14 protein-coding genes are annotated in these 12434 nt (G+C 45.0%); 4 read left to right on the top strand and 10 right to left on the bottom strand.

Annotation, left to right across the window (positions count from 1 at the left end):
- Positions 1-31: 31 nt before the first annotated feature.
- The 8 genes from P0M11_RS07680 to P0M11_RS07715 form a co-directional block, all read right to left on the bottom strand.
- Positions 32-583, bottom strand: a complete 552-nt coding sequence (locus P0M11_RS07680; RefSeq protein ID WP_275625152.1) for a fasciclin domain-containing protein — start codon at positions 581-583, stop codon at positions 32-34.
- A 109-nt stretch (positions 584-692) separates the two neighbouring features.
- Positions 693-1460 carry an ABC transporter permease subunit gene (locus P0M11_RS07685; RefSeq protein ID WP_275625153.1) on the bottom strand — a complete coding sequence of 256 codons (768 nt, stop codon included), beginning with the start codon at positions 1458-1460 and terminating at the stop codon, positions 693-695.
- Positions 1457-2170, bottom strand: coding sequence for an ABC transporter ATP-binding protein (locus P0M11_RS07690; protein ID WP_275625154.1), 714 nt, complete (start codon positions 2168-2170; stop codon positions 1457-1459). The genes P0M11_RS07685 and P0M11_RS07690 overlap by 4 nt, the downstream gene beginning before the upstream one ends.
- 33 nt (positions 2171-2203) lie before the next feature.
- A complete protein-coding gene (locus P0M11_RS07695; RefSeq protein WP_275625155.1) occupies positions 2204-3430 on the bottom strand; it encodes a nitrous oxide reductase family maturation protein NosD in 1227 nt (408 codons plus the stop codon).
- Positions 3431-3437: 7 nt separating this feature from the next.
- Positions 3438-3848: a nitrous oxide reductase accessory protein NosL gene (locus P0M11_RS07700; RefSeq protein WP_158063560.1), complete on the bottom strand. Its 411-nt coding sequence runs from the start codon at positions 3846-3848 to the stop codon at positions 3438-3440.
- A gap of 35 nt (positions 3849-3883) precedes the next feature.
- The gene (locus P0M11_RS07705; protein ID WP_275625156.1) at positions 3884-4453 is read right to left on the bottom strand and encodes a hypothetical protein; all 570 of its coding nucleotides are present in this window, start codon (positions 4451-4453) and stop codon (positions 3884-3886) included.
- Positions 4454-4515: 62 nt separating this feature from the next.
- Positions 4516-6513, bottom strand: a complete 1998-nt coding sequence (gene nosZ / locus P0M11_RS07710; RefSeq protein ID WP_275625157.1) for a Sec-dependent nitrous-oxide reductase — start codon at positions 6511-6513, stop codon at positions 4516-4518.
- A gap of 29 nt (positions 6514-6542) precedes the next feature.
- Positions 6543-7025: a cytochrome c gene (locus tag P0M11_RS07715; RefSeq protein WP_275625158.1), complete on the bottom strand. Its 483-nt coding sequence runs from the start codon at positions 7023-7025 to the stop codon at positions 6543-6545.
- Positions 7026-7168: 143 nt separating this feature from the next.
- On the opposite strand from P0M11_RS07715, the gene P0M11_RS07720 reads away from it, so the two are divergent.
- From P0M11_RS07720 to dnaK, 3 genes are all read left to right on the top strand, one after another.
- The gene (locus P0M11_RS07720) at positions 7169-7555 is read left to right on the top strand and encodes a c-type cytochrome (protein ID WP_158063556.1); all 387 of its coding nucleotides are present in this window, start codon (positions 7169-7171) and stop codon (positions 7553-7555) included.
- 32 nt (positions 7556-7587) lie between these two features.
- On the top strand, positions 7588-7935 hold the full coding sequence (locus tag P0M11_RS07725) for a hypothetical protein (RefSeq protein WP_275625159.1): 348 nt from the start codon (positions 7588-7590) through the stop codon (positions 7933-7935).
- A 189-nt stretch (positions 7936-8124) separates the two neighbouring features.
- Complete coding sequence (gene dnaK, locus P0M11_RS07730; protein ID WP_158063554.1) at positions 8125-10023, top strand: molecular chaperone DnaK; 1899 nt, start codon at positions 8125-8127, stop codon at positions 10021-10023.
- An 80-nt stretch (positions 10024-10103) separates the two neighbouring features.
- Here dnaK and P0M11_RS07735 read toward each other — a convergent pair whose 3' ends face one another.
- On the bottom strand, positions 10104-10496 hold the full coding sequence (locus P0M11_RS07735; protein WP_275625160.1) for an SRPBCC family protein: 393 nt from the start codon (positions 10494-10496) through the stop codon (positions 10104-10106).
- 32 nt (positions 10497-10528) lie between these two features.
- Between P0M11_RS07735 and P0M11_RS07740 the strand changes: the two genes are divergently transcribed.
- The gene (locus P0M11_RS07740; protein WP_275625161.1) at positions 10529-11137 is read left to right on the top strand and encodes an NUDIX domain-containing protein; all 609 of its coding nucleotides are present in this window, start codon (positions 10529-10531) and stop codon (positions 11135-11137) included.
- Here the strand turns inward: P0M11_RS07740 and murF are convergent.
- Positions 11134-12405 carry a UDP-N-acetylmuramoyl-tripeptide--D-alanyl-D-alanine ligase gene (murF, locus tag P0M11_RS07745; RefSeq protein WP_275625162.1) on the bottom strand — a complete coding sequence of 424 codons (1272 nt, stop codon included), beginning with the start codon at positions 12403-12405 and terminating at the stop codon, positions 11134-11136. The genes P0M11_RS07740 and murF overlap by 4 nt on opposite strands.
- Between the last annotated feature and the right edge of the window lie 29 nt (positions 12406-12434).

The following is a 12434-nucleotide window of genomic DNA, read 5'->3' on the forward strand; positions in this document are numbered from 1 at the left end:
GCCACAACATTAAATATACACTACGAAAAATCTATTCAGGGAGTAAAACCTCATCCACGGCATATACAATACCGTTGGAGGCCGGCACCGCCCCCACAATGCGCGCTTTGCCATTAATCACCGGTTTACCGTCCACCATTGTTATTTTTATGCTTTTTCCGTTCACCATTCCCAGGGTCTGTCCGTCACTCATATATTCTTCTTTTATTACACCCACGTAGGTATGATAACCCAATACATCCGAAAGGTCATCTGCCTGCTCCGGTTTCAGCAGCCCTTCCACCGTTCCGGCGGGCAGCTTATCAAAAGCCGAGTTTAATGGCGCAAAAACAGTGAAGGGTCCTGCGTTACTCAGAGAAGTTGTAAGACCTGCAGCCTTTACGGCTGTAACCAGCGTGGACAGGTCGGGATTTCCGGCAGCCAACTGTACAATATTCGGACTGGAAACATCGTCCGTTACGGCCTCCTGCCCCGCGCCCGTGATTTCACTGCCGGAAATTTCAGTTTTCGTTGCTGCGGATTCATTTTTTACGCAGGAAATCACTGCGAATGCGAGCAACCCTAATGCAATACTTTTTTTCATCACCTTAAATTTTATATAAATTTACGGTGAATTCTCTTGCTGTTCACATGACCGGAGTCATAATCACCTGCTGAAAACGTGATCTTTATCATGATTTTCAGTTCATCAGCTACAAGTCTTTTTTGTTAAACTTTATCAGTGACAAAACAAAGGGTACGGTAGCCCAGATAAGGAGTACAAGCATTGATACACCCATACCGCCTCCCGAGCCGAAAACCTGCTGGAAAACCGCACCGGAATACCCCAGCATGGCTGATATATTAAGCTGAAGAAGAACGAAAATACGTGATAATCCTACAGGATTAAGTCCGGCCAGTGTGGCCATGATGCCCTCAATAGGATAATCGGCAAACTGAAACATCATAATCAGCAGGATGCCGTCATAAATAATGCTGAAAAACATCCATATAAAGATGGATATTCCGATACCCTTGGCACGGTCCCGACTGCCAATTGCTGCCAGCATGGCAAACGAGGTGAAGATCACAGAAAGTAATATTCCTATGAGAATTAATGAAAAGCCGGTCTGTATGCTGGAGTACAGCAGGATCGGTATCCCACAGCCCAGCAGGAAGGCCAGCACCAGCGCAGTGGAAAGGCCCAGAAAGATGTTGGACCAAACCTTCACCCGCGAAACGGGCTGACTGAGGAGCAGTTCGATAAACTGACTGCTGTTGTACACATAAATTGTTGAAAAAATAATGCTTACCAGTGGTACGACCAGAAGAACCACATTAAGCAGGCTTAGCGTAGCCTTGGTATAATTGTTTTCCAGCCCCAGCACCGACCAGGAAATAATGAAAAGCAGGACCGTGTAAAAGATAACGGTTTTGTTCTTTAGGATATCAAAAAGGATGAAGCGTGCGATCTTGTTCATTTTTTCATTTCTTTTAGGATGCTGATGATGGACTCTGATATCCGTTCCGATTTATGCTCAGTCATAAGGTCTTCCACGGACTGCTGTACAATTACCCTACCCTCATTCATAAATACAATTTCGCTCACGATATCATCCAGTTCACTAAGCAGGTGGGAAGTGATGATGATGAGTTTGCCCCTGCTCCTTTCCATAATGATCTTGTTTTTCAGAATTTCTGACGCCAGAGGGTCCAGTCCCGCAGTAGGCTCGTCCAGGATGATGATTTTAGGATCGAACATAAACGCCAGCACCGCACTCACCTTCTGGGTGGTTCCTCCGGAGAGGTTTCCCATCTTCTTGTCAAATATTTTGCTGAGCTCGAAGGCTTCCAGAAGTTCTGTGTCCAAATCTGATTCCTGACTCTCCCGGGTATCGCGGATCATACTGATGGTCTGGTTAATGGTCATATTCTCAGGATACCTTCCGATCTGCGGCATATAGCCAATGTCTTTTCGGTAATGGAAATCTTCTTTTACACTTTTGCCACCCACCAGAATGTCGCCAGTTTCAATAACATTAAGTCCCAGGATGCATTTTATAAGGGTAGTTTTACCGCAGCCGTTAGGCCCAATCAGCGCAATCGATTTACCGTTGGTAAACGATAGATTCAGGTTTTCGAGTGCGGTAAATCTGTTGAATTTCTTAGTGAGGTTTCGTATCTCTATCATATCTTTCAGTTAAATCCAAAAGGAACAGCTGCATCAGTTTTGCACTTTTCGCATCAAAGGCTGCTCATCCACAAAATTTTCCGGAGTCAGGCTGGGAATCACCTTTTCGGTCCTGTCCAGCAGGTCCACAAAAAAGGTTTTGAACAGCAGCATGATGGAAGGGTTGTTTTCCACCAGAACCGAATAGAGGCTCAGCGGATGAAAGGGGACATCCCCGATTTTATCTTTGTCCAGATCATAACCTTCATATTTGTCCCAGTAATTTCTGCGGAAATCGTTCATCGTCATGGATCCGCTGGTACTCACATCAAAAGTGTTGTTGATGAAGTTATTATTAACCACGCGGTTTTCCATACAGTTGGAGTTGATCTTCATGCCCCAGCCATTGTCCTCAAAGGTATTGCGGAAAAGATCAATTTTGGTGGCGCCGTCCAGGAAGATGGCTGTGGTATTATTCCGGAAACTGTTGCTTTTAATTTTGCTGAAACTGATGTCCTTCAGCAGCAAACCGTAGTTGGAATCGCCCCAGTTGTTGATGAATCTGTTGCCCACCATCCCAACATTATTGCTGTACATCACAGCAACGCCGGCATTATTCTTATCAAAGGTATTTCCTACATATACGCAGTCATTGGACGACATGAAATGAAGGCCATACCTTAAATTACGAACCGAATTGTTACGGTAAATGTAAGAGTCAGTCACTTTTTCCAGGTAAATACCATCCTTATGACCCTGAATATAATTGTTTTTAATCCAGATTTCTTCACTCACCCACGCATGAATGCCATCGCCGCTGCGTTCCTCTGAACGGGCACGTGCAGACGTTATCCGGTTGTTCTGGATCAGACATCTGTAACCCCGCTGGATATAAATTCCAAAGTAATTATTTTCAAAGATATTGTCCTCGATGGTGGAATACTTACTGTCATATAGCCGCACGGCACCAATGTTCCTGATTTCGTCCTCGCCTGAGTTGATGATTTTAAAACCTTTCAGCAAAATATGATTAGCTCGGAAAGAAAGGATTTCGTACTTCATCTCTCCGTCCAGAACCGGCAGCCCATGGCCGATAAGCGAGAGCGGATGCGTAATGCTGATATTTCCCTCGCGGTAAATTCCCGGGCCCACCAAAATACTGTCTCCGCTTGCTGAAGCGGCGACAGCCTGGCGGATGGTGGGATAACGCTCACCTTTACCCACCCGAAGGGTTTTTGAAAAGATAAATACAGGTAGGAGAAGAAATATCAGCCTAAGCATGTACAGATTATTTAGTTAAACTTGCACCGGTGGCTGCCGCTGCCTTTTGGGCTGCAGCTTTATCACGGAAAGCCTGAGTATTGCCACCCATAGGCGATTTTATGCTGCCGCCTTTAACAAATACAGCACGCGATTTTTCCAGGAACTGTCCGCTGGGGAAATCCACCACATAGGTTTTGGCATTGGCGGCCTTGTCAGGATTTGAACTTTCGTACATCGTCATGCAGCTCAGGTCGTCAAACTTATAGGCGCGGCCTTTATCTGTAATCAACTGGGCAGCATACTTCACGTCCGTAATAGTCATGCGGCAGTTATCGCACTGGTCTTTACCAACCGCGATGTCTTTAGGACCACTTTTTTGGCAGGACATAATAGCCAGTACTGAGGCTGTAATAAATAACGTTTTGCTGAATTTCATTTTTTTATTTTTTAGGTTAAACTGAACAAAAAAGATCAGGTTGCTGAGGTCTTCCGGTACTCAACCCAGGCTAAGATAGCCAAAATAAGAGCAACGCCAAACATAATTGCACCGCCAACGTTGGGGTAAGAATAAGCGCCGAAGTTCAGAAGTTGCTTATAACCTAGCAAAGGAGGCTGATAGGACATGCCGGGCACAACGATGGGCGCCGTGGGGTCCAGATCATGTCCGTAATCGTATTCCCAAAGCCAGAAATCCACCATAAACGCCACACCGAAGATGAGGAAGAGGACCAAAGTGATAAAAAGCCACAGTTTACGGTTGAATAAGGCAGTAAGAAAACAAAGCAAAGCGAAGAATGCAAGCGCATAGGGCAAAACCTTAAATTCCCAGAAATCCTCCGGCTGGATTGTCTTCATACCAATGTAGTGGTTCAGACCGTTTATGATTTCATATTCACCGGTAATTTTGTTAGGCCATAGATACATGGCGAGACCCTCGGGATATTGTGGAGCTGTTAAATAAATAGACCACAGCGGCACGAAGATAGAGACAATCAGTGCGCAGCCGCAAAAGACCAGTGCAATCCTCGTTATCTTTTTCAATGAATTGTTTTTCATTTCAGGTAAATTAAAAAGGGCAGAAACCTCTGCCCTCTTATTTAACATTATTTGGTTTCTCCGGCTTTCACGGGGCTTTGTGCATTGTCCTTCTTATTGTTCAGGGAATAGATGAGCGGCGTATTGCTTCCGGCCGGCGATACCCGGACGTATCCCTGCATTTCCTGATGCAGCGCGCTGCAGAAGTCGGTACAGTACATTGGGTACATACCTGGTTTCTTAGGCATCCATTTTAGGGTACAGGTCTCACCCGGCATAATAAGGAGTTCGGCGTTCTGGGCACCCTTGATGGCAAAGCCGTGCGGGATATCCCAGTCCTGTTCCAGATTAGTGACGTGGAAGTAAACTTCGTCGCCCACTCTAATGCCTTCAATATTGTCCGGTGCAAAGTGCGAACGGATGGAGGTCATATATACGTGGACTTTATTACCTTCCCTTACCACTTTACTTTCGGCTTCGCCTTTGGTGGCGTAGGGATGCTTGTTGTCTTCAATCCGGAAGAATTTTACCTGATCTTTAAGCATGTCTCCCGGCAGAGCCTGTGCATAATGTGGCTCGCCAAAAGTCGGAAAGTCCAGCAGCAGTTTCATCTTGTCGCCACTGATGTCGTACAACTGTGCCGACTGTGCCAGTTCCGGACCCGTGGGCAGGTAGCGGTCCTTGGTGATTTTGTTATAAGCCACCAGGTATTTGCCGAAGGGTTTGGCGGAGTCGCCGCCGGGGATCATGAGGTGACCCACGGAATAGAAGGTAGGCTGTCTGTCCAGCACCTTTAAGTCCTTAATATTCCATTTCACCACTTCAGAGGAAACAAACATGGAGGTGTAGGCGTTACCTTTGCCGTCAAATTCAGTGTGCAGCGGTCCCAAACCGGGTTTCTGTACTTCACCGTGAAGGGCAGCTTCATATTTGATTACTTTTACACCGTCAAATTCACCGGCGAAGTTCTTATCTGCGATCGCTTTGATCATTTTGTCAAAACTGAATACCGGAATAAGTGCGGCCAGTTTACCGGAACCTACAATATATTCACCGGTAGGATCTACATCACAACCATGGGGAGATTTCGGACATGGAATCATGAACATGGCGTCCTTCATATCCTCCACCGACAGTACAATTACTTCCTTTTTCATTGTTGAAGTAGCAGTGTGGGTGCTCTCATCGAATTTATTGTGGGCATAATCAGTCGTCACTTTCCGGCCTTTACCGGCTTTCACCAGTTCAGCTGCCTTTTTCCAGTTTACAGCCATAATGAAATCCTTGTCATTCTGCGATGCATTAACCTCCAGAAGCGTGTTTGCTTTTTCGGAATTATAGCAGGAAAAGAAGAACCAGTCGCCGGACTTTTTCTTGCCGGCGTGCGAAAGGTCAAAGTTAATACCCGGCGCTTCAATCTGGAAAGAAAGGTCCATCTCGCCACTTTGCTTGTCGATTCCTATAAAGGAGAGGACGCCTTTGAAATTGGATTTGAACGATTCAATAGGGACATCACCGCTCTGATCGTCCGTTGGTACCGCGAAGCGTGTCCCTGCCACCACATATTCAGTATTTTCGGTAAGAAATGGTGAGGAGTGATTACCGGCGGAGTTCGGAATCTCCAGGATTTCTACTGTTTTAAAGGTTTTTAGATCCAGCCTGGCTACACGTGGTGTGTTATTGGCGTTGGCAAAAAGCCATCGGCCATCCACCTCACCATTGGTTTGTGACAGCGACAAATGGTGCTGGTCGTCCCAGGGTATGAATCCATGTGAGGTTTCCAGCATGGGTTTGGTTTCTTCACTGTAACCATAGCCGTTTTCAGGGTTTTGAGAAAAAACGGGGAGCACTTTCAGCAGTCTTCCGCTTGGCAGACCGTACACATTTACCTGGCCGTTAAAGCCACCGCTTACAAAGTTGTAATACTCATCATATTTGCCGGGTGCCACATACACTCTCTCGGCAGCATCGCCTGTTACAGCGGTTTCTGTTCCTTTGGGTTTACATCCTGAGACCAGAAGTAAAGCCATTAAGGATCCGAGTCCAAAAAATTTAAGACTTTTCATTATTGATAGTTGAGGGGTTTCCTTTTGATTTATTTGGCGCCGTCAATTTCGCGCATGTACTCCAGGATCTGGCGGGCTTCCGTATCGTTTAGGCCCTGGTTAGGCATCCTTACCAAACAAAGTTCCAGCTGTTTCTGAAGTTCCGGGTCCACATCGATCATAGGGTCCGGGTTAGAGATGAAGTTCATGATCCATTCCGGAGTCTGTCTTTGGGTAACCCCTTTCCAGCCGGGGCCTACCAGTTTCTCCTCTGTGGGTTTATGACAGGAGGTACACTTCACCTCGGCAAGTTTACGGCCTTCGGCGGCCATAGCCGGGTCAAAAGTACTTACATCTACATTCTCATGCTTACCAATACCTCTCTTGGGATCATAAGCATTGGTGCCCGAACTTTCTGCGGTTGCAGTTGTTTCGGTGGAGGCAGTGGGCACTGAATCAGTTTTCTTGTCGCCGCCGCAGGACACCAGTCCCAGGGCCAGAAACGCAGCAGCAATTGAGTGAATAGTTTTCATATTTAAATTATTTATACCCAAATGTAGCCACATCTGCCCGATTAAGAATATGATTACAGTCATATACTTTGTATGACATTTATCTCCATATTTGATGTCATAAGACAGGAGTTAATAAATAAATTTGATAAAAAATTTACAAAATGAAAAAGTATGTCACACTATTTGCAGCGCTCGCAGTCACAGCCTGCAGTAAACAACCGGTTAACACTGATGCAGAAAGTAATGTAATGCTGGAAGAACCGGTTGTCAAAACTGTTGATTCCGCCGCAGCGGGTAAACATCCCGGCCTTGCCCTTATTGAAGGTGCGGACTGCCTTACGTGTCACAAAGAAGATGCAAGGCTTGTAGGTCCTTCTTATCAGGAGGTAGCAGATAAATACACGGAGGGTGACCTGGAAATGCTGGCCACCAAGATTATTGAGGGTGGAAAAGGCAACTGGGGAGAAATACCGATGACTCCGCATGCCGGCATGAGCCGTGAGAATGCAAAGAAAATGGTGGAATACATTATGACATTAAAAAAATAATCCACTCCAATTACATTAAACAAAAAAATAATATGAAAAACTGCTTCCTGGTCCTAACATTAGCCTCTGCTCTTTTCACTGCCTGCTCAAAGCCTGAAAACAATAATACAGAAAATGCCGAAAGTTCACTCGAGCAGGAAGCCCAAATTCTTAAATGTGAAAATGGAAGTACGCTTACAGCCATTTATTTTGCCGATGGAGACATGGTGGCCGTGAAAATTAAAAAGGATCAGGAAAAAGAAGAAAAGCTTTCCGCCCGTGGCACCAATCAGAATGGTGATCCCTTTTTTGGCAACAACACCTATACCTGGGAATTGCTGGAAGACGGCAAGGCAGGACGGCTTACACACAAAGACGGTTCGGACTGCATTTACAGGTAAGAACTACATTTATAACTTTATTAAGCACTGCGTTCAGGTGGTGCTTTTGTTTTTTGTTAGGTCGTCATCATCCCAAAAAATGGTATTGATTGGCAAAACTGCCGCTGAAATGTCAATTTGTCACAATTTTTTGCTTGGTACAGATTTAGAGAAATTGACCTCAAATTGTAAAAAATAAAAATAGATACTATGAGTAAAATAATCGGAATTGATTTGGGTACTACCAACTCCTGCGTTGCAGTAATGGAAGGTAAGGATGCAGTAGTTATCCCTAATGCTGAAGGTAAAAGAACCACCCCTTCTATCGTGGCTTTTACTGAAGACGGCGAAAGAAAAGTGGGAGATCCCGCTAAAAGACAGGCTGTAACCAACCCGGAGAAAACGGTATACTCTATCAAAAGATTTATCGGAACACATTTCAAGGACGATGCCAGCGAGATCAGCAGAGTACCTTATAAAGTGGTGTCCGGACCTAACGATACTGTTAAAGTAAAGATAGACGACAGAGAATATACACCACAGGAAATTTCAGCGATGATTCTTCAGAAAATGAAGAAAACAGCGGAAGATTATTTGGGTCAGGAAGTTACCCGTGCGGTTATAACTGTTCCAGCATACTTTAACGACGCCCAGAGACAGGCTACCAAGGAAGCTGGCGAAATCGCAGGTCTGACGGTTGAAAGAATCATCAATGAGCCTACTGCCGCAGCACTGGCCTATGGTATGGACAAAGCTCACAAAGACCAGAAAATCGCAGTATACGATTTAGGTGGCGGTACTTTTGACGTTTCTATCCTTGACCTTGGCGATGGTGTATTCGAAGTACTTTCTACAAACGGTGACACGCACTTAGGTGGTGATGATTTTGATGATGTGATCATCAACTGGATGGCAGATGAGTTTAAAGCTGAAGAAGGTGTAGACCTTAAATCTGATGCAATTGCCCTTCAGAGATTGAAAGAAGCTGCTGAGAAAGCTAAGATCGAGCTTTCCTCTTCCACACAGACAGAAATCAACCTTCCCTATATCACTGCTACGGCTACAGGTCCTAAGCACATGGTGAAGACACTTACCAAAGCTAAATTTGAACAGCTTTCCGCTGACCTTGTAAGACGTTCTATGGAGCCATGTAAAAAGGCCCTTTCTGACGCTGGACTTTCCATCTCAGACATCGACGAGGTGATCCTTGTAGGTGGTTCTACCAGAATCCCAATTATTCAGGAAGAAGTGGAGAAATTTTTCGGTAAGAAACCCTCCAAAGGGGTAAACCCGGATGAGGTTGTGGCTATTGGAGCAGCTATCCAGGGTGGTGTACTTACAGGTGATGTAAAAGATGTACTTCTTCTGGATGTAACTCCGCTTTCATTGGGTATTGAAACTATGGGCTCTGTGTTCACCAAACTGATTGAAGCCAACACGACTATTCCTACTAAAAAATCTGAAACATTCTCCACGGCGAGCGACAACCAACCTGCAGTATCCATCAGAGTGGGTCAGGGTGAAAGGCCGATGTTCAACGATAACAAAGAAATCGGAAGATTTGACCTTACAGACATTCCGCCGGCACCAAGAGGTGTTCCTCAGATTGAAGTAACTTTTGATATTGATGCCAACGGTATCCTTCATGTTTCTGCTAAAGATAAAGGAACCGGTAAAGAGCAGTCCATCAAGATTCAGGCAAGTTCAGGTCTTTCTGAAGAGGAAATCGCAAGAATGAAGCGTGAAGCTGAAGAAAACGCTTCTTCTGACGCCAAGAAAAAAGAAGAAGTGGAAGTACTGAACAAAGCGGACGGATTGATTTTCCAGACCGAGAAGCAACTGAAAGAATTTGGTGACAAGCTATCGGCTGACAAGAAAGCAGCTGTTGAATCTGCGGCAGCGGAACTGAAGACCGCTTTTGATGCTAAAGACATGGAAAGCATCAAAACAAAAACTGAAGCTTTGGATGCCGCCTGGATGGCAGCTTCAGAGGAAATGTACGCTGCGGGACAGCAGGGACAGCCGGGAGCCGAGCAGGCACAGGGTAACCCTACAGGAAATGCAGGTGCTGATGATGTTCAGGATGCTGATTTTGAAGAGGTGAAGTAATTACTTCCAGTCCTAATACAAAGATCCCCGGGATTTCACCCGGGGATTGTTATTTTTAATAACAAAAAATCAGTCACGCTTTATGCGTACATCGTCTCTATCTTGTCCGTAAGCGCATTCATAAAATTCTGAAGCGGCTTCTCAACCATCATCTTGATAAACGGATTGAACTTGCCTTCAAAAAACATCTGAACCTCCGTTTGTGTATCGGAAACAGCATTCATTTTAGTAGTAAGTTCAAAATCCATACTGGAACTTGCCGACCGCAAAACCGCCTTCTGTTCACTTACCTCACCCAGCTTAAGCGCGATCTCCGGCATGCCCTTCAGGGAAAATTTAAACCCGTCTGCAGTGGCATCAAATTTTTGAAGGCCCTCCGGCATCAACTGCTTATAATTCTCAGGATCCTTAAGCAAATCCACGATTTCGGACACCGGTTTATTAAGTAATATTTTTCGTCCTTCTAAATTCATTTTTCTATTTTTGTAAGATTAAAGTCTTACAAATGTATAAAGTTTTTGTTAACGAAAAAAAATTAACAATAAGTAAGTATCCCGAGGATATTGAAAAAAACCTGCGTTACGAAGGCTTTGCAACTCTGGAAATCGCCGTAGACCTCCTGCAGAATACCTCCTGCCCCGAAATTAATGTCTACGGAGAAAATATTGAAGAACTTTGGGAAGATTTCACGCATATGTTTCATGTAATTGAGGCAGCCGGGGGAATCGTAACCAATGCCAACAAAGAGACCCTGTTCATTAAAAGACTCAGTAAATGGGACCTCCCAAAAGGTAAAGTGGAAAAAGGGGAATCCCTGGAGCAGGCTGCACTGCGTGAAGTGGAAGAAGAGACCGGTTTAAGTGAACTGATACTTGAATCCTTCATCAACAATACCTTCCACATTTATACCGAGAGAAATGGTGACCGTGTACTGAAGACTACTTATTGGTTCAAGATGAGTTATGTAGGTACGGGCAATGCCAAACCCCAACTGGAAGAAGGTATTACAGCTGTAGACTGGAAAAGCGATGCCCGGATCAGGCAGGAAGTTTTCCCGTCTACCTTCCACAATATTAGGATGATCCTGAACGAAGTCTGGGAGAAAAATCTCTAAAGAACATCAAGCACCTTCTCCAGACCAATTCCTCTGGAGGCCTTTAACAGAATATTCTTCGATGTAACCGGATTGTTTATAAGATAATCCGTGAGTTCTGCTGTGTTACGAAAGGAGAGAGGTGATTTGGCAACCGCCTGAAACTGCTCTCCCACTGTAATGATTTGGTCGAATTCCATTTGTAGGGCCATATTGAGTATTGCTGTATGCTCAGCCAGACTCTCAGCACCAAGCTCACGCATATCTCCGATGATGATGGTTTTTGAGCCCTTAAACGAACTGAAATTCCGCAGTGAGCCTGCCATCGAGCTTGGATTGGCATTATAGGTATCGAGCACCATGGTTCGGCCGTCTTTTACCATCACCTGCGAGCGCATATTGGTGGGTTCATAATCTTCGATTGCCGCTTTTATTCTTTCCTCCGGAACGCCAAAATGAAGTCCCAAAGCCACGGCTGCACTAAGGTTGCTGAAATTAAAAATTCCGGTTAGCTGGCTCATTATTTCTGTACTGTCGAAACCAAGACCCACAAAATTGCCCTTACACAAAGGTGAGAATATATAATCGGCATTGACAGTACCGAAGCTGATGGCAGGCTGGTATCCCTGGGTCTTTTCAACCTGCAAAGGATCTTCGTTATTAACGATCAGCGTTTTACCATTTGCTTTCAGATAATTATACAACTCCGATTTGCCGGCAATCACGCCTTCAAAGCCTCCAAAACCCTCCAGATGCGCTTTTCCGAAGTTGGTAATATAGCCATAATCCGGCTGAGCAATGGAGCAGAGTAATTCGATTTCTTTCTGATGATTGGCACCCATTTCAATGACCGCGATTTCATGCTCCGGTTTTACGGACATCAGCGTGAGGGGAACACCGATATGGTTATTAAGATTTCCGAAGGTGTACAGGACGTTGAACTTTGCTGAAAGTGCAGTAGCTATTAGTTCCTTAGTGGTTGTCTTTCCGTTGCTTCCTGTTAAAGCAATCACGGGGATGGTAAGCTTCTTCCTGTGCACCCGTGCCAGGTCCTGCATGAACTGAAGGGTGCTGGGCACATAGAAGATATTGCGCGAAGAATCTTCAAAATCCTTATTCTCTACAATTGCCGCAAGCGCTCCGTTGTCTACAGCTTCTGAGGCCTTAAGGGCACCATTAAAATTCTCGCCGGAGAATGCAAAGAAGATATCACCCGACCCTACTGTTCTGGAGTCGATGGATACCTTGTTACACTGCTGGAGATAGGGATAGAATAGTTCTGGATTCATGGGTTCAAAAATAAATAAATCCTTCCGTA

The organism is Kaistella sp. PBT33-4 (assembly GCF_029194425.1).
Lineage (GTDB): Bacteria > Bacteroidota > Bacteroidia > Flavobacteriales > Weeksellaceae > Marnyiella.